The 16,582-nt window shown below is 64.8% G+C and carries 17 protein-coding genes; 8 read left to right on the top strand and 9 right to left on the bottom strand.

Annotation, left to right across the window (positions count from 1 at the left end; all coding sequences use genetic code 11):
- The first annotated feature begins 9 nt into the window (after positions 1-9).
- On the top strand, positions 10-372 hold the full coding sequence (locus B9N97_RS12310; RefSeq protein WP_085086819.1) for a hypothetical protein: 363 nt from the start codon (positions 10-12) through the stop codon (positions 370-372).
- 88 nt (positions 373-460) lie between these two features.
- Positions 461-685 (top strand): hypothetical protein, encoded by a 225-nt coding sequence (locus B9N97_RS12315; protein ID WP_143266665.1) that lies wholly within the window; start codon positions 461-463, stop codon positions 683-685.
- Between the two features lie 389 nt (positions 686-1,074).
- Here B9N97_RS12315 and B9N97_RS12320 read toward each other — a convergent pair whose 3' ends face one another.
- The 5 genes from B9N97_RS12320 to B9N97_RS12350 form a co-directional block, all read right to left on the bottom strand.
- Positions 1,075-2,352 carry a hypothetical protein gene (locus B9N97_RS12320; RefSeq protein ID WP_085086823.1) on the bottom strand — a complete coding sequence of 426 codons (1,278 nt, stop codon included), beginning with the start codon at positions 2,350-2,352 and terminating at the stop codon, positions 1,075-1,077.
- A 506-nt stretch (positions 2,353-2,858) separates the two neighbouring features.
- Positions 2,859-4,115, bottom strand: coding sequence for a type II toxin-antitoxin system HipA family toxin (locus B9N97_RS12330; RefSeq protein ID WP_085086827.1), 1,257 nt, complete (start codon positions 4,113-4,115; stop codon positions 2,859-2,861).
- Positions 4,112-4,378, bottom strand: a complete 267-nt coding sequence (locus B9N97_RS12335) for a helix-turn-helix domain-containing protein (RefSeq protein ID WP_167393289.1) — start codon at positions 4,376-4,378, stop codon at positions 4,112-4,114. The genes B9N97_RS12330 and B9N97_RS12335 overlap by 4 nt, the downstream gene beginning before the upstream one ends.
- 645 nt (positions 4,379-5,023) lie before the next feature.
- Positions 5,024-5,323: a hypothetical protein gene (locus tag B9N97_RS12345; RefSeq protein ID WP_085086831.1), complete on the bottom strand. Its 300-nt coding sequence runs from the start codon at positions 5,321-5,323 to the stop codon at positions 5,024-5,026.
- A gap of 240 nt (positions 5,324-5,563) precedes the next feature.
- Positions 5,564-6,520 (bottom strand): tyrosine-type recombinase/integrase, encoded by a 957-nt coding sequence (locus B9N97_RS12350; protein WP_085086833.1) that lies wholly within the window; start codon positions 6,518-6,520, stop codon positions 5,564-5,566.
- 142 nt (positions 6,521-6,662) lie between these two features.
- Between B9N97_RS12350 and B9N97_RS12355 the strand changes: the two genes are divergently transcribed.
- The 6 genes from B9N97_RS12355 (at position 6,663) to B9N97_RS12380 (ending at position 13,446) form a co-directional block, all read left to right on the top strand.
- Entirely contained in the window at positions 6,663-8,381 is a 1,719-nt protein-coding gene (locus B9N97_RS12355; protein WP_085086835.1) for a sensor histidine kinase, read from the top strand.
- A 250-nt stretch (positions 8,382-8,631) separates the two neighbouring features.
- Positions 8,632-10,137: a PAS domain-containing protein gene (locus B9N97_RS12360; protein ID WP_167393290.1), complete on the top strand. Its 1,506-nt coding sequence runs from the start codon at positions 8,632-8,634 to the stop codon at positions 10,135-10,137.
- Between the two features lie 3 nt (positions 10,138-10,140).
- The gene (locus tag B9N97_RS35615; protein ID WP_085086839.1) at positions 10,141-11,262 is read left to right on the top strand and encodes an ATP-binding protein; all 1,122 of its coding nucleotides are present in this window, start codon (positions 10,141-10,143) and stop codon (positions 11,260-11,262) included.
- A gap of 206 nt (positions 11,263-11,468) precedes the next feature.
- On the top strand, positions 11,469-12,338 hold the full coding sequence (locus tag B9N97_RS12370) for a hypothetical protein (RefSeq protein ID WP_085086841.1): 870 nt from the start codon (positions 11,469-11,471) through the stop codon (positions 12,336-12,338).
- A gap of 20 nt (positions 12,339-12,358) precedes the next feature.
- Positions 12,359-12,646, top strand: a complete 288-nt coding sequence (locus tag B9N97_RS12375) for a hypothetical protein (RefSeq protein WP_085086843.1) — start codon at positions 12,359-12,361, stop codon at positions 12,644-12,646.
- Positions 12,647-12,654: 8 nt separating this feature from the next.
- Positions 12,655-13,446, top strand: a complete 792-nt coding sequence (locus tag B9N97_RS12380; RefSeq protein WP_085086845.1) for a hypothetical protein — start codon at positions 12,655-12,657, stop codon at positions 13,444-13,446.
- A gap of 117 nt (positions 13,447-13,563) precedes the next feature.
- Here the strand turns inward: B9N97_RS12380 and B9N97_RS12385 are convergent, their stop codons facing one another.
- The 4 genes from B9N97_RS12385 to B9N97_RS12400 all read right to left on the bottom strand — a co-directional run bounded on the left by B9N97_RS12385 (position 13,564) and on the right by B9N97_RS12400 (position 16,554).
- Positions 13,564-14,103, bottom strand: coding sequence for a hypothetical protein (locus B9N97_RS12385; protein ID WP_085086847.1), 540 nt, complete (start codon positions 14,101-14,103; stop codon positions 13,564-13,566).
- Between the two features lie 284 nt (positions 14,104-14,387).
- A complete protein-coding gene (locus B9N97_RS12390) occupies positions 14,388-15,014 on the bottom strand; it encodes a DUF3102 domain-containing protein (protein ID WP_167393291.1) in 627 nt (208 codons plus the stop codon).
- Positions 15,011-15,631 (bottom strand): ParA family protein, encoded by a 621-nt coding sequence (locus B9N97_RS12395; protein ID WP_085086852.1) that lies wholly within the window; start codon positions 15,629-15,631, stop codon positions 15,011-15,013. The genes B9N97_RS12390 and B9N97_RS12395 overlap by 4 nt, the downstream gene beginning before the upstream one ends.
- Positions 15,628-16,554 (bottom strand): replication protein RepA, encoded by a 927-nt coding sequence (locus B9N97_RS12400; RefSeq protein ID WP_085086854.1) that lies wholly within the window; start codon positions 16,552-16,554, stop codon positions 15,628-15,630. Before B9N97_RS12400 ends, B9N97_RS12395 begins: the two co-directional genes overlap by 4 nt.
- Positions 16,555-16,582: the final 28 nt, after the last annotated feature.

Here is a 16,582-nt window from a genome sequence, read left to right on the forward strand (position 1 = left end):
AGATGCAGAATGGCGAAGAACGGCACCTATTCTCCTGACATCATTGCGACGCTGCGCGCTGCGCTCGATGCCGCTGCGCCGCCACTGCTGACGAAGCAGGAGGTGGTACGCGAGTTGCGCAATACCGTTCGTGCGGCGCGGGGCCGTGGCTGTTCTGATCAGCAGATCCTCGACATCTTTGCCGCCCAAGGCATCACGATGACGCCGTCAACCCTGCGCTCCTATCTGGCGGACAAACCCGCGAGGGTGAAGCCTCCCCGCAAGGCCTCCGCCTTGGCTGCCGCTCAGGAGCTCAAGGCTGCGGTACCGTCAGAGGATGCGATCCGGTCAGCGGTTCCGGCGGACACCGTATCGCTCGAAGCGGTGGAGTGAAGCAGCAGACTGCTGCAGACGCTGGGGTGGAGCCGCTGATCCAACGGCTTCCCCCGCTGCGACGGACAGGATGGATGAGGAGGGATCGATGAGCGTGACGTTGCGGTTCCGCGAGGACGGCGCGGCCTTCGAGCGCGCCAAGTGCGTCGCGGATGCCCTCGGGCTATCGATGGAAGAGTACCTGTTCGCCTGTGTCGCCGAGGGGCACAAGGTTCTGCGCGCACGCTGCGCGGCGGCACGGCCTGAGCTGGAAGAGCCGGCCTTCATCCGCCGCGGTTATCCAGCCGCCCCGCCGTGGGCGGGAATGGAGTAGACGGACGGTTGGATATAGGAGGCAGCTCCGGTCCATTGAGGGACAAGCCAAGCGAACGATACGAGGCTCGCGTGCCGGAATGGAGGCGATAAAATTTCCTGTACCTCGATGCCTCCCGCTGACTCGCGCGGACAGGGTCGGCCACTCAGACGCTGAGCTAGATGCGACATCCGTGGCCGCTCTCGGCGGCACGCTGGGTGGAAACCAGTGTCCGCCGGATGGAGGATGAACGCGCACTCCTCATCCTCTTCGCGGGGGATGCCAGCAGCAGCCGGACTGACGATCGCCGCCAAATGGTGAGGAGCACGTCGAGCCACTGTGAGCGGAACAGTGCCGGTGACCGGGGGGATGATCTTCGAGTCATGATCCGGTCTCGGCGTTGAGCTCCATCATGGGCTGTGCTCTGGATAGATCGGCTGATAGCGCTCGCCGGGCGTCTTCCAGGAGAGGAAGATATCCAACGGGTCTTGTGTGCCAAGAAACGCCCGGGCAAGCGCAAGCCGCTCCATCAGCGGTGCGCGCACCTCTGCCGGCAAGCCGGAGAGACGGGCCTCGACTCCGGTGAGAAACCGCTCGACCTCCGTGACATGCGACCATTGCCCGATGATCTGCACGAGGTGCTCCTGGCTCTCGCGCATGGACTGCTCCACGCAGCGCCGGTCCTCCTGCTTCCGCCGCCTCTCTTCGGCGGCACGCCATTCCTGACGGGCGATCTCCGCCTGCTGGTCGGCTTCCTCCAGCTTGCCCACCAGGTCAGTGGCAGCGTCTTCGATGGCCCGCACGATCGACGGCACCAGGGAGCGGAGAGACTGCTGCGCCGTCTCCTGCCAGTCGGTCGCCCAGCTGACGCGGCCGTATGGACAATAGGCAATGAGACGAAGGCGGCCACAGGCCAGCTCCCGGGTCGTCGTCCAGCTATGATCAGCGGCAAAGCGGGAGGATTTGGGCGGCGTGTGGTCGGCCTCCCGGATGTAGGTGCCGCCGACATAGCGCAGCAGGGTGTCCTCGGACATCTCGACGATCGACAACCCGATCGCCACGCTGCCGATATAGACGACCGTCGGCCGATGGGGAGACCACAGCGTGCCATAATAATAACGAGCCTGCTGTTTGGTGCGCACCTCACGCACATCGATGTCACCGCGCCGCAGATGCTCGTCCGCGGGCGCCAGCACCACGCGATGGCCGACCGACTCCAGCGCGGTGAAAAGGTCGTTGGCAAAACCCAGTGCTCTGTCGAGGCCGGCCTTCGATGCCGTGATATCGACCAGCAGCCGTTTGGAGGGTTTGAGATAGCTGCGGTCATCCACATGCCGGCTGGCGTTGAAATGCTCTCTGGCCCCCAGCAGCAGAGCGTGGCTGCGGGTCTTGGAGACACGGACTGGGACCTCCGATCGGCGGGCCGGCGGCTGCCGCGGCTTGGGCGGAGCCTGCGCTGTTCCATCCTTGGACCAGGACAGCTGATTGCCGGGCCGGGCCTCTGGCAACGGCTCCGGAGCCGGCGCCTTCCCGACCGCCAGCTTGGCCCAATATCCGCGCTCGGGCCGTGGCACGTTCAGGAGAGCACAAACCCTGGCCATGTAGGTCCCGGAAACGGCGAACTGCTCGGCCACCTGGGTCATCGGCTTCGACCACACCAAGCGATACAGCTCATCCCTCGAGATCATGACGCCCTCCCCTCATCGTGCCGGCGATGCTCTCAGGCAGGATGGACGACCGACATCCATCCTCACGCCGACCGGCGGATCCTTGAGATGCGGATGCACGCCGCCGCGTCCAAGCGGACACGACCCGTGTGGCGATCGGAGATCTGGATGATACGCGTCGACCCGTGGTTGGCCACGGCAGTGATCTCCAGCGTGTCGCCATGGCCGGGCAGGAGGTGATGCGGAGGCCCTGGCAGCCGAGCGGGATGATGCCGGCGGCGGCACGTTGGCACACCCTGGCGTCGGCGCTCGCCGGCTGCCTCCCTGAGAAAGAATTTCAGCACGCCGCCACCCGCCTGACCGGGTCACGCTAGAGGCGCTGACGGTCAGCAAGCGTGCCGACATCCTCGCAGGGCAGTTCGAGGAAGGGTCAGGATGGCGGGAACTGTCCGATCCGGCACCTCCGGTCTGCATCCCACCAGCCCCGGCCATCGTCCCGGCGGAAATGCCTGTGTGTCCCCCTCTGGTCAGGGCTTCCTGCCGGTCCGCCGCGGCGCGATCACGGCACCGATCCGGCTACGTGAGGTCCGCCCCACCCCGCTGTCTTCGGCAAAGTCGCGCCAGCGGTCCACCGCGCCGCGCACCTGATCGATGATGCCGGTGACGTCGGCCGGCGGAATGGAGAACTCTGCCGCCATCGCCCGCAGCTGCCGCTCGCCGGGATCCCGCCCTTCGCCCAGGATGGCGGTGGAATGCTCGCCTCCGGGGCCGTCCGCATAGGTCAGGTCGTAGGCCGGCGCCAAGGACCAGCTGCCCGTCCGGTCCATCAGATAGGCGAACTGGCGGCCGTGATCATCCCGATTGTGGGCGAACACGTTGAAGGTGGCGCGCCGGAACATCTCGACCACCTGCCGGTGATCCTTGGTGAGCTGGAAGGTGAGGATCATCAGCGTCTTGTAGTCCAGGCTCGGCTGCCGGAAGTCGGCGTGGAGGTGGCCGCAGGCGGAGTGAAGGTGCAGCCGGCCAGCCGGACCGACACGGTCGAACCGCTGCGCTGCGAAGTAGGCGGGCGTCTTCGGACTTCCGCTCGGCAGCAGGCGGGTGGACGGCAGGGTCAAACCGGCGGCGCGCGCCATCCCGGCATAGGCCTGCTCGATCGGACCGATGTCCGCCGGATCGTCCCTGCCGCGGAACTTCACCAGCCAGTGCGACCAGCCCTCCGGCGCCACCAGGGCGCCATGGATCAGATCGCCGCTCTGATCGTCGCGGCAAACCACCGCCTTCGGCCGGGCGCCGCCGGGCGAGCCGCCCACCCGCAGCAAGGTGGGGAAGAGCGCCTCGGGCGCCCCTTTGAGCACCTGGCGGCTCTGTGCGGCGATCTGGTCGAGATCGATGGCGCCGGTGTCCACGGGCTCCTCAGTCTCCGGCCGGTAGACCAGGGCCCCCATCGCCCATTCTCCCATGCAGGCCAGCATGTCGAGGGGCGTCAGCGACAGGGGATTGATCTTGCTGGCGGCGGCCCGGCGATGAATCAGCAACCGCCCCCACCCGTCGGGCAGGCTGTCGTCGAACACGCCGTGGAGGCCGGAGAACGGCGCGTCCGGTCCTTGCAGAACGCCTGGGCGTGGGCTCCGCAGAAACCAGGACAGCATCCGGCCAGAGGCGAGGAAGGCGCCGTCAAACTCGACATAGGTTTTCCCGTCGCGGCTGGCGAGGCGGCCGACGAGCTCCTCGTCCCCCTCTCCCCAACGCAGCGACACCGCCAGAACGCCGACATGCTTCATCGGACCACCGTCCGGCGCTTGCCCCGCTGGCGCTTTGGACGGTCGATCACCTCATCAAGGCTGCGGAATTCCGGTTCCGGAAACAGCGCGCCGAACGCCTCGATCGCGTCGAGCACGACGGCGACACGGATCAGCGCATCGAACGCCAGTTTGCCGCTGGCTTCGAACCGCCGCAGCGTCCAGATGTTCACCCCGCTGCGGTCAGCGACCTCCTGCTGGGTGAGCCCAAGGGCGACCCGCCGGGCGCGGGCGCGGGCGGCCACACTCCGCGCCACATCCCCAGGGGCCATGAGGCTGAGTGGGATCATCAGGCAACTTATTCCAAAGATTTTGCTTTAAGTTGGATTATGATCCAATCTATGGTCGGACACAAGGCAACGTCCGCTCAAACGTACCTGCGGCGACGCGTGCCAACGTTCCTCCTGGAGGGGCCGCTGTGCTGGCCTCGGACCAGTCCGGCCAGCATCCCCAGGATCTGCTCTTCAGATCCGGATGCGCTCGACCTCATCCAGGCTGACCCGATCGCCGCAGCGGTCGTAGAGCTGAGTGGTGCGGGTAGAGGCGTGGTTGGCCATCGCTGCGGCAGTTTCCAGCGTGCCGCCGTTGGCCAGGTAGGCGGTGATGCCTGTGGCAGCCGAGCGGGATGGCAAAGCCGGCAGTCGCGGCCCGTCGCTGCACCATGGCGTGGGCGCTTGCTTGCGGCAACGGCCAAGTGGACAGCCAGCCGGTGCCGCGGCCGATCGTGCGAAACAGCGATCCCTTGGGGTCGTCGCGCAAACCGCTGCCGTCCAGGTATGCCTTCAGAGACGGGGATCTGAGTAGCAACGGAACAGAAAGTCCGATTGGACCGGGATGGCTGTATGGAAACCTCGCTGTTGAGGTTTCCATACAGCCAATCATCAATCATCCTAGCGTTCGTCGTCTAACACTATATCGACTGTGAAACTCTGGACTACATCTAAGCCGCCGCTATCTAGATCTTCATAATTCAAGCAACCCTCCGGGTATTCGGATACTTCAATCCTTACGGTGCGGATTTCACCCCAGATTTCTACTTCTACTTCCGCCACATGGAAAATTTCTGCACCCATTTCCCTGTCTTCGTCGATGACATCGCTTTGGAAGTCCAGCTCGCTTGCTTTGATAGTTAATTGCTCTCCCGTTTCCCGGTCTTGCAAGATCAGTTCCCCTTTAACAACAACACTCATGTCCCGCGCCTTTCCTGTAGATTACAAGCGCCAATGCACACGCCACCGTAGTTGGCCGGCGCGAGGCTGCTGGCCGTATGTGGTACCCCGATTAGATTTTCCTAGCTGGACACTGCGTCCTGGGGGCGTAACCGGAAAGCCCTGTCGGATTGGTCGGCTGCACGGAAACCATGGAAGAAAGGTTTTCCGTGCAGTCCTTCCACTCGAATGGGAATTTCTGTTCCGCTGCTACTCATCCCTCTAGATCCGGATACGCTCGACCTCGTCCTGGCTGACTCGGTCCCCGCGGCGGTCGTAGAGCTGGGTGGTGCGGGTGGAGGCGTGGTTGGCCATCGCTGCGGCGGTTTCCAGCGTGCCGCCGTTGGCCAGGTAGGCGGTGATGCCGGTAGCGCGGAAGCTGTGGCAGCCGAGTGGGGTGGCGATGCCGGCGGCAGCGGCCCGCCGGCGCACCATGGCGTGGGCGCTCGCCTGCGGCAGCGGCCGGTCGGACAGCCGGCCGGTACCGCGGCCGATCGTGCGGAACAGCAGCCCTTTGGGGTCGTCCCGCAAGCCGGTGCCGTCCAGGTAGGCCACCAGATAGTCTTCGAGCGTGTGGTGGCAGGGCAGCGCATGGGCCTTGCCCCCCTTCTCGCGCAGCCGCACCCACAGCCGGCGGTTCTGGGGATAGACGTCCTCCACCCGCATCGCCAGAGCGGCGCCGACGCGGGCGAAGCTGTAGACCATCAGCCCGATCAGCGCGCGGTCGCGCAGGCCGATCACGGTCCTCCCATCGATGCTGTCGAGCAGCGCCCGCGCCTCGGCCGGATCCAGCACCGGGGTTTTGCCGACCCGCACGACATGCCGGGGCCCCCGCACCGAGGCGGCTGGGTTTATCGCCACCACCTGCCCGATCACCAGCCAGTCAAACAGATGCCGTACCGCCGCCAAGCGCTGCTTGGCCGTCGGGGCCGTGTGGCTGCGCATCAGCCCCTCGATCCAGGTCGCGACGTGCAACGGCTGCACCGCGGTAAGCGACGGCACCCCGGCGGCCTCGCACCAGGCCAGGAACTCGCCGGCGGCCCACACGTAAGCCCGCCGGGTGTGGGGATTGCGGATCTCGGCCGCGAAGAACTCCAGAAACCGGACACTCGCCCGCTCACCGGCGGCGGCGACCAAGGAAGGCAAAACCAGCGAGGAGACAGGAACGAGTGTCGTCATGGGGCAATCAGTCCGGCAGGGAGCGTCACAGGTGACGGTCGCGCTTCGAAGGCACAGAACGCGCAATGCTGTCGGCAGCACTGATTTCGTGCGAAGGTGCGAACGTATTGTACATCCTTCACCACCGGGGGGACCCTGGTCCATGGATCAGCGCTCCAGACCGTCCACACCGCTTGCCACGCTCACGAAAGCGCTTGCGCAGATCTCACGGGCCCGGAGCACAGACGACGTCGTCGCGACCATCCGTGCCTGCGCCCGGTCTCTGATCGGCTGCGAAGGCATCTCCGTCGTCCTGAAAGAGGGCAGCCTCTGCCATTATGTGGAGGAGGACGCGATTGGGCCGCTCTGGAAGGGGCAGAAATTTCCCGCCTCCGCCTGCATCAGCGGATGGACGATGATCCATCGGAAAACGGCTATCATCCCTGATGTCACGGTGGATGATCGCATCCCGCGCGAGATCTACAGCAATACCTTCGTGCGCGCGGTCGCAATGGCGCCGGTCCGTATCGACAATCCCATCGCGGCGATTGGGGCTTACTGGTCACAGCCCTACACGCCGGACGCTTGGGAAGTGGAGACGCTCGAAGCGCTCGCGGACGCTGCCGCGACGGCCTTGGAGACCTCCGAGGTGATCGCGGCGCTGAAGACCGAACAGGTCCGTCTGCCTGGATCGGAAGGAACAAGCACTGCAGAAGACCTCTCCGAGGCAATCGGAGCAGTCGCCGGCATTGCAGCCGTACCGACCATTCTCGATGTCGTGCTGCGCATGACGGGCATGGGCTTCGCGGCCGTCGCCCGTGTGACGGAAACGCGGTGGGTCGCCTGCCAAGTGCTCGATCCGGTGGGTTTTGGCCTGAAGCCAGGCGATGAGTTGCCGATCGAGAGCACGCTCTGCAACGAGATCAGAAGCCATCGCCAGACCATCGTCTTCGACGACGCCGTGGAGGACGCGCAATATTGTGACCACCATACCCCGCGAATCTACGGGTTGAGGAGCTACATTTCCGAGCCAATCATCCTGGCGGACGGCGCGTTCTGGGGCACGCTCTGCGCCATCGATCCGACCCCTGCCAAGGTCAACAACCCGGAGGTGCTGGGTGCCTTCAGGCTGTTCGCCGAACTGATCGCCCATCATCTCGACGCAGGGGTTCGCCTCAGAGCGACGACCGCTTCGCTCGAGCGGGAGCGGGAACTTGCAGAATTGCGCGAGCAGTTCATTGCGGTGCTGGGGCACGACCTGCGCAATCCCATTGCAGCGCTGGAGGCCGGAACCACCCGCCTGCTGAAGGAGGGCTGGACCAGCCGAAGCCCGCTGGTGCTCAAGCTGATGAAGGCGAGCCTCTCGCGGATGACCGGCCTGGTCGAAAACGTTATGGATTTGGCGCGGGCGCGGATGGGTGGCGGAATCACCCTTGTGGTGACGGCGGATGATCTCACGACGACGCTCCAGCATGCCGTCGATGAAATGCGGATCGCGCATCCGGGCCGCGAGATCGCGGCGGCCTTCGACCTGCCTGCGATCATCCCTGTCGATCATCTTCGCCTCGCCCAGATGCTGTCCAACCTGCTGTCGAACGCCATCACCCATGGCTCCGAAAGGATGCCGGTCAGCATCACGGCGACCGTCATCGAGGACGAGCTGAACATTTGCGTGGTCAATGGAGGGCGCCCCATTCCGCCCCAGCAGTTCGATAAGCTCTTCCTGCCGTTCAAGCGGGGCGAAGGGAGGGCCGGGAGCCAGGGGTTGGGCTTGGGGCTCTACATCGCGTCGCAGATTGCCCAAGCCCACGACGGCAGGATTGACGTGCGCTCCGACACCAATGAGACGAGCTTCACGTTCAGGATGCCGTTGAAAAGCTAGAGGGGGGATGTCCGACGGGCGGTGTTTACCGTAAGGCAGTCCGCCGGTTCAGCCCGACGTCAGCCGACGGAATCAACATGCCGGCGTCGACGGGGGCACGACACGAAAGTGCGCGGATTGCTCGGGATGTGTGATCGACCTAACCGCAAAACCTGGATGCCATCCCTGTGGCCTACAGCAAAGGTCAGCCTCTGTTCCTGCTGCAAGGTCGTCTATGGTCACGGACCAAAAACCACACTCCGGAGCCATCGTGTTTCGCGCCAAGATGCTCGGCACCTCCGTGCGTGCGCGCATTGTGCTTCTGGTGTTGGCCTGTCTCGTGCCCATGATCGTCTTCTGCACGGGCTTGAGCCTGCATTTCGTCCGCGTCCAGAACGACCACCTCGAAGAGCAGGTGACCGAAAATGTTTTCGCGCTGTCCCAGAACGTCGACCGCTACATCAGCGAGGCCCAGGTTGCGTTGGAGCTCCTGGCGACCTCGCCGGCGCTGCGCGCGGGCGACCTCGAAACTTTTCACGCACAGACCGTCGAGGCCGCCAAGATTAGGGGCACGGGCATCGTGCTGCTCGACACCACAGGGCAGCAGCTCACCAGCACCAACCGCCCTTTTGGCGCCCCCCTGCCGCGTAGGACCGAACTGGAGACCCTAAACCGGGTGATCGCCACCGCCCGTCCGCAGATTTCCGATCTCATCACCGCCGCTATCCTGAAGCGCCCCATCCTGTCGGTCGAGGTGCCGGTCCTGGTCGACGGCCAAGTGCGTTATATCCTTGCCATGGGCATCACGCCGGATGCCATCAGCGGCATCGTCCGGTCTCAACGCCGGCCCGACGAGTGGATCGCCGCCGTTTTCGACCGCAAGGCGATCACCGTCGGGCGATCCCACGATCCCGAGGCGTTGGTCGGTCAGCCGGCGATTCCGAGCTTCCTCAAGGTTCTGGAGCAGGCCAGCAACGGGGCTGGCTACCAGATGATCAGCCGGCAAGGGCGCCCGATCAGTGTGTCGTACATGCGCTCACCGGTCACCGGGTGGGTCTCCGTGATCGCCGTGCCGCAGGAGGTGCTGGAAGCCCCGGTTCTCCAGCAGACCGCCCTACTCACCGGGTTGGCGATCGTCACCATCGCGCTTGGGGTGGCGTTGGCCGGAAGCGTTGCCCGCAGCATCACACGGCCTCTGCTGAGATTGGCCGAGCAGGCGTCCCATTCGGCGCCGACCTTCAACTGGATGCCCTACGGCATCGCCGAATTCAACACGCTTGCCGATGCCCTGGCGACCCGCGAGGAGCAGCGCGACGCCGCCATGGCCGATCTGCGCGCGAGCGAGGCCCGGTTCCGCCAACTGGCCGACAACGCCCCGGTGATGGTGTGGGTCACCGGACCGGACGGACGGTGCAGCTATCTGTCCCGCTCCTGGTGCGAGTTCACCGGTCAGAGCGAGGAAAACGGGCTCGGCTTCGGCTGGCTCGATGCGCTGCATCCGGAGGACCGCGCCCACAGCGAAGAAATCTTCAGGCTTGCCAACGCACAACAGTCGATGTTTCGGGTCGAATACCGCCTGCGGCGTGTCGACGGCGGATACAGCTGGGTGATCGATGCCTCGACCCCTTGGTTCAGCGACGACGGCCGGTTTCTCGGCTTCATTGGTTCCGTGCTCGACATCACCGAGATGCGCGAGATCCGGTCAACGCTCGAGGCACGGGTCGCGGAGGAGGTCTCCGTGCGTCTGAAAGCCGAGGAGCATCTGCGTCAGGCGTAGAAGATGGATGCCCTGGGCAAGCTTACCGGCGGCGTGGCCCACGACTTCAACAACCTTCTCCAGGCGCTATCGGGTTGCCTGCACATGGTGGAGCGGCGGGCACAGGACCCGGCCATCAACGAGTTGCTCGCTGCCGGTTGGCAGACCATCGGCCGTGGGGCCAAGCTCGTGCAACAGCTGATGGCCTTCGCGCGTCGCGAGGCGGTGCAGTCGCGCACTTTGAACCTGGCCGATCAATTCATCCTGATGAACGACATGATGTCCCAGGCGTTGCGGGGACGAGCGCATTTAAACCTGGAACTCTCCCAAGGGCTGTGGTCCGTGGAGGTCGAGCCCACACAGTTCGAGATGGCTGTGGTTAATCTTCTGATCAACGCGCGCGACGCGATGCCGTCGGACGGCTGCGTCACCGTACGGGCGGAAAATGTCAGGCTATCCTCCGATGCCGCAAATGGGTTGAGTGGAGACTTCGTGCGGTTGTCCGTCACCGACACGGGCAACGGGATGCCGCCCGATGTGCTAGCGCACGCATTCGACCCCTTTTTCACGACCAAGGAGGTCGGCAAGGGCACGGGGTTGGGGCTGGCGCAGGTCTACGGCTTTACCCGGCAGGCTGGTGGCAGTGCCTGGATCGACAGCAAGGAGGGCAAGGGGACCACGGTGCATATCCTCCTTCCTGCCTCCTCCGCCACCGCTCAGCCAACCATCGAACGGTTCGGCGGGGACGCGTCCTGTAGACAGCCCGGCGCACGAATTCTGGTGGTCGAGGATGATCCGATCATCGCGATCACGGTGGCCGCGGCCCTGGAAGACGCAGGATTCGTTGTGCAGCACGTATCCACGGCGGACGAGGCGCTACCAATTGTGCAAGCCGGAGATCTCGACCTGCTGTTCAGCGACATCGTTATGCCGGGCACCATGAACGGGTTGGATCTGGTGAAGGAAGTGCAGCGGCTGTGGCCGACCCTGCCGATCCTTCTCGCCACCGGCTACAGTGACGACATCGCGAGCGTCTCCGGACTCCAGGTCCTGAGTAAGCCCTACCGCATCGACCTGCTGGTCGGCCGGGTCAACGCCCTTCTGGCTGGAAGCCAGACGGTTGAGCAAGCGTCGCTCACCGCGTAGTGTCCCACCTCCCCCTTCTCCTTATCTGTGATAAAGGACATTATCACAGATAAGGAGAAGGGGGGTGGAGCAGGAGCTTGGCTGCAGCTGGAGGAACGATAACTCACTAAATATGATAAGAACGCAGTAGGATCGCATTTTCCGCTTGCGGCACCCGCCGTTGGAGATTATGTTGACCATGCAGCACGATCGCATGGTGAGACGCAATGGCCTCCACTTCTCAGCCTCCCTTTCCCGCCACCGAACTCCTGGATGAACTCCGAACCATCCTGCTGTTCACCGCCGATTTCCTGGCCATGACGCGCAGCGCCGAAGCGGCAGCCACCTTCATCGGCTTCGACTCTGAGCAATACCATTCCGAACCCCTTAGCCGTGTGGCTCTGGACTCCTTCCGCATCGCGCCCACGATGACGGTCATCTACGATTATGCCTTCCAGGTCGGTGAAGCTCGCCACTTCAACGAAGACCTGCTGCAGGATGCCAATATTTTCATAGAGGGTGTTCCCCGTGTTGGTGGACAGGATCATCAAGGAGGGGAAACCCACCCCTACATGACCGAGGACGGAACGTGCCGGCGCGCCATCACCACCGCCAACGCCCGTTGGAAGCTGGAAAGCCCGACTCCCTCTGAGCTCTCAGTGCGTGAGTTGGCCTTGCTCGCCAACATGACCGAAGGCGCAGTCCGCAATGCGCTCGCTGCCGCCGGCATCAAGGCCAAGGGCAGCCGGACCTTTGTCGATGTCGCCTTTGCCCGAGAATGGTTGGCCGGTCGCCGGAGCTTCGTTCCGACCACGTGTTGGGAATACACCCCCGACGCCGCCCAGCTGGACATCCGCACCGCCCGGACTGTCTCTGATCTCAGCCTCGCCCTCACCCGGCGTGCCGAACAGAAGGGCCTGTCGGTCGCCGCTCTGGCCACCGCCTCCACCGTGGTTCCGGAACGGACCGCCGCTTGGCTCACTGGCACCCCCGATTTGGATATTGCGACTGCCGTGGCTCTGGCCACGGCCCTCGACCTGGATCCGGCATTGGTCGCCGGCCGCACGGTCGAACTGCTTCTGCGCCAATCCTCCTGATCTCCCAAGAGGCCCGTATCATGCTTGAGGTCCACGACTTCACCCGCCATGCGCGGGAGCGCGCCACTGCACGCGCGTTTCCGCCGCTGGTGGCCGAACTCATCCTCGACTATGGCGAGTCCCGCGACGCCGGTGATGGCGCCCGCACCTACGCCCTGACCCGCGCCAGCATGCGCACCTTGCGCCACCGCGCCGGCCCGACCCTCGTCAAGGCGCTGGAGCCCTATCGCAGCCGCAACGCCTACGTCATCGCCGCCGCCGGCCGGGTCATCACCTGCGCTTACGCCCCCAAGCCTCTGTTCCGCTAGGAGCCGTCATGGATACCCCCCTGTTTGCTCGCTTCGCCCCCCTCCTCCGCGACCTCAGCGACGACGCGCTCGAGGCGGAGATCCGACAGCCGCAGCGTCTGCTCCTCGACAGCCGCCTCCAGGGCGGCAAGCGCATTGACGTCGCCTACGCCCCGTTCGAGCACGTCACCCCGGGCGCCCGGATCGTTCTGGTTGGGTTGACGCCAGGGCGTCAGCAGATGGGCAATGCCCTGCGCGAAGCCCGTCGCGCCCTCCGCCAGGGCCTGAGTGCCCCCGAGGCTCTCGCCGCCGCCAAGGTCTTCGCCAGCTTCTCCGGCCCAATGCGCAGCAACCTGGTTGCCCTGCTCGATGGCATCGGGGTTCATCGCCTGCTCGGGCTCGCCTCCACCACCTCCTTGTGGGGCGCGGACGCTGGTTTGGTCCACTTCACCTCGGCGCTGCGCAATCCGGTGTTCGTCGACGGCGCCAACTACAGCGGCGCGCCGTCGATGCTGACCACGCCCCTCCTGCGCGAGCAGCTGCAGGCTGGCTTGGCCGCTGAGCTGGCGGCGCTGCCCAAAGCCCTGGTGGTGCCGCTCGGGCCCAAGGTGGCCGAGGCGGTGGAGGCCCTCGCCCGCCAGGGCGTGCTCGATCCTGCCCGCGTCCTCGCCGGCCTGCCCCACCCGAGCGGCGCCAACGCCGAGCGCATCGCCTTCTTCCTCGGCCGCAAGCCGCAGGCGGCATTGTCGGTCAAGGTCGATGCCGACAAGATCCTTCAGGCCCGCACGATCCTCACCGCCAAGGTGGCCGCGCTTGGCTGAACCACTCCAGGGCGAACTGGATGCTTGATGCGGAGCGCCGGACCAGCATCATGCTGCTGGTCCTTCGGCTTCAAAGTTACGACGTCATAGATCATCGTGTACGAGGAGGGCAGCTGATCAGGCGGGATGGGCAGCGCGCACGAGCTTCACCAAGTCCAATTCGCCCTCGGCACCCCAGCCGGCCGTGCCAGCCTTCACCTCCGGCCGGAATGCCTCGTACAGCCGGAACGCCTGCCGGGCGAGGTCCGCTGCTGGCAAGGACTGGGCCAGCCCTGTCAGGGCTTGGCGCACCTCCTCCAGATCCGCTCCGAACTTGCTGTCCAGGTACCGCTCCACGCTCGCCGGCGTGATCGGTTTGCCCTGGCGCACCGCGCGCAGGCCGTCCTGGGTGTGCACGGCGGGGATCGATCGCCCCATGAGATTGATATGGATCTCCTCGCCCGGCTGGAGCGCCTTGCGCTGATCGCTCACCGTCTCTGGTGTCGGCTCATAGATCCCCAGCCGGACGCCTTTGGCCTGCGCTGTGAGACCCGATAAAGCCTTGCCCAGGGTGAGGGCCTCATCGCGGTCCAGGCCCAACCGTTCCGCCACCACGGCGGCCCACAGCGTCAGCACCGGCGCCCGGTTGATCATGATCTTGCGGTGCGAGGACGGCATCGTCTCACCTTGGCGTTGATCCCCTCCCCTGAACGGGGCCTCAGACCAGTAGTTCCTCTGAGGAGGGGGTCAGACCGGACCGAGGCGGCCAGCAAGAGGTAGGGAAACCTGTGTGGACTGCTGCATGGTAGATCCGGCAGGATTCGAACCGCGATCCTCTGCTTCCAAAGCATATGCGCTGCTAGACTGCGCTACGCTCCATCACAGGGTCCCGGATGAACTATCGCAGGGCGAACTGGATACTCAATGCGGAACGCCGGAACGGCATCGGCTCCGCTGATAAATCAGTCTTCCAAATTGGACAGCATATGTTCGATCTCAGTGCGTCGCTCCCGGATGCGGCGCTCCTCCACCTTTAGCTTTGCTAGTTCCTTCTCCAGCGCCTTTCGGCTGGGTGAGCTGGTCGGCCGCGACGCTTGCACGCGCAGTTGCCGGCGGAACGCGACGACGTCTTCGCGCCGCACGGTAGGATTGACCAACCCGGCGGCCACAGCCTGCTGCTGTTCCTCCGGTTTCAAGGTCACGACCTCGTAGACCGTCGCGTATGAAGGGGGCAGCTGATCGGCGGGGAAGGGCAGCGCGCCAGTGTCGACCGCCTCCGCCACCTTCATCAGCATGTTGGCCGTGCGGTGGCTGAACGGCATGTCCCGCTCCACCATCTCGCCGAACTCGCCATGCTCCAGGCGCGCTTTCGCTTCAATCAAGTGGCGGCCGACGTCGAGGAAGGCGTCGTTCGCCCGTTTCCACAGGCGCCCGATTTCCTCTATAAATTCGCGACGCGTTTCTAATTTGATCCGGGCAGACAACAGAAGATCGCCGCGGGTGTCCCGGTGGCGCTCTGCCGGCACCAAGCCATCGTCGCCGAATGCTGAGCCCAGCTTCTTGCGGGCCGGCTTTGCCGTCGGAGTCACAGGCCGATCCTCCGCCGGACTTCCTGCCACAGCGCGGCGACCTCATCCGCCCCGCGTCCGCCGACCTCCGTCACGCCATAGCCATTAGCCATCGCGCGCACCACGTCGACGCTGTCGGGGATCGCCGCCGCCGCCACATCGCCGGAGCGGATCAGCCGGAGGCGAGCTCCGTCGGTCTCTTTTACCCGCGGCTTCACCCGGTTGAGGCAGTAGATCGCCGGCCGATCAAGAGCCTGGACGGCGCGCATGATCGTTTCGACCGAGCGTACATCGTCAGGCAGCGCCTGGGTGGGGATCACCACCAATTCCGACGCCAGCACCAAGGCCTTGAAGCCCTCCGGGTCCTTCTCGATTGCAGTGGGGGTGTCGACCAGGACGAGCTGTGCGCCGGCCGCATCAGCCCGTCGCGCCGCGGCGGAGGTTTCGGCGGTGAACCCTGGAACTGGCACAGCGTCGGCATCAGCCCGCACACGGGCCCATTCGGCGGAAGTCCCCTGCGCATCAGTGTCGATGACCGCCACCGGTACCCCGTCACCAGCAGCAGCAGCAGCGAGGTTGCGTGTCAGCGTGCTCTTTCCGCTGCCGCCCTTTGGCGAGACAACAGCGATGATCTTCATGACACGGCCCCAGCCAGCCGCTTCGTGACCGGCGGCCGGCTGGGGTGCAGCATGATGCAACCAGATTCCACTCCGACCCGGGCGTCCGGATAAGCGGCTAGAGCCATGCGCAGCGCCTCGGTGAACGGCTGCTTGAAAGTGCGCAGAGAAGCGCAGCCGGCGCCGAACTGCGCGTACAGTGCCTGCCAGGAGACGGGTGTTGGCTTGCTGAGGCTATGCAGGCGGTAGGCGAGCCACACATAGATGTCGATCGACAGGGATTTGTTGCCGATGGTCCGCAGCGCGGCTTCCGAGACCGGCACCGGGTGTTCAATCAGGGAGTGATAGAACGCCTCGTTGAGCTTGACCGTCTCACGCCACAGCATTGGTTGAGCGTCGTCGTTCAGGGCACCGGTCAGTTCAATCGCGCTGTCAACGAATGCGCCATTATCACGTTGGCGAGCGCCGCCCTGATCGCTGAAGAAGGTCAGGCGGCAGGCAGAGATTCGCTTGGCCTGTTCGGTCACGGCCTTGTAGGTCGCGCCACCTATGGCACCGATCCCCATGGCGGTCATCCATGCCTTCATGGATCGCCCGAGTTCCACCTCCCGCGATCCTGTCCGGAGGGCTTGGGTCTGGAGGTAGATTAGGATCATGCGCGCTTTGGAGCCGTAGGGCACGCCGATCAGCTCGCCTTTCTCCGTGCAACCAGATTCCACCAGCAGCGTGACGCGGTGCCCCTCCCTGCGCCACAGCCGTTCTGGTGTGTTCTTGTGAGGCAGGGAGGTCAGGGCAAAGCCCGCATGGCAAATGCCCAGGCTTTCACCTTCATCAGCGAGGACGGCGGCAGCGATCTCCAGTTCTTGCCGTTCCAGTTTGGTGTCGGCAAGGTTGCGTGCACGTTCCAGCCCATGGGCTGTGATGAGATGGTGGATGTTCCCCATAGCACGCATTCGGCAGATGCCAATGGCT

Source organism: Azospirillum oryzae, from assembly GCF_900177515.1.
Classification (GTDB): domain Bacteria; phylum Pseudomonadota; class Alphaproteobacteria; order Azospirillales; family Azospirillaceae; genus Azospirillum; species Azospirillum oryzae_A.

Excerpts from the sequence above, each read along its gene's own strand:
- B9N97_RS12310 (WP_085086819.1), top strand. The coding sequence starts at position 10 with ATGGCGAAGAACGGCACCTATTCTCCTGACATCATTGCGACGCTGCGC.
- B9N97_RS12315 (WP_143266665.1), top strand. The coding sequence starts at position 461 with ATGAGCGTGACGTTGCGGTTCCGCGAGGACGGCGCGGCCTTCGAGCGC.
- B9N97_RS12320 (WP_085086823.1), bottom strand. The coding sequence starts at position 2,352 with ATGATCTCGAGGGATGAGCTGTATCGCTTGGTGTGGTCGAAGCCGATG.
- B9N97_RS12330 (WP_085086827.1), bottom strand. The coding sequence starts at position 4,115 with ATGAAGCATGTCGGCGTTCTGGCGGTGTCGCTGCGTTGGGGAGAGGGG.
- B9N97_RS12345 (WP_085086831.1), bottom strand. The coding sequence starts at position 5,323 with ATGAGTGTTGTTGTTAAAGGGGAACTGATCTTGCAAGACCGGGAAACG.
- B9N97_RS12350 (WP_085086833.1), bottom strand. The coding sequence starts at position 6,520 with ATGACGACACTCGTTCCTGTCTCCTCGCTGGTTTTGCCTTCCTTGGTC.
- B9N97_RS12355 (WP_085086835.1), top strand. The coding sequence starts at position 6,663 with ATGGATCAGCGCTCCAGACCGTCCACACCGCTTGCCACGCTCACGAAA.
- B9N97_RS35615 (WP_085086839.1), top strand. The coding sequence starts at position 10,141 with ATGGATGCCCTGGGCAAGCTTACCGGCGGCGTGGCCCACGACTTCAAC.
- B9N97_RS12370 (WP_085086841.1), top strand. The coding sequence starts at position 11,469 with ATGGCCTCCACTTCTCAGCCTCCCTTTCCCGCCACCGAACTCCTGGAT.
- B9N97_RS12375 (WP_085086843.1), top strand. The coding sequence starts at position 12,359 with ATGCTTGAGGTCCACGACTTCACCCGCCATGCGCGGGAGCGCGCCACT.
- B9N97_RS12380 (WP_085086845.1), top strand. The coding sequence starts at position 12,655 with ATGGATACCCCCCTGTTTGCTCGCTTCGCCCCCCTCCTCCGCGACCTC.
- B9N97_RS12385 (WP_085086847.1), bottom strand. The coding sequence starts at position 14,103 with ATGCCGTCCTCGCACCGCAAGATCATGATCAACCGGGCGCCGGTGCTG.
- B9N97_RS12395 (WP_085086852.1), bottom strand. The coding sequence starts at position 15,631 with ATGAAGATCATCGCTGTTGTCTCGCCAAAGGGCGGCAGCGGAAAGAGC.
- B9N97_RS12400 (WP_085086854.1), bottom strand. The coding sequence starts at position 16,554 with ATGGGGAACATCCACCATCTCATCACAGCCCATGGGCTGGAACGTGCA.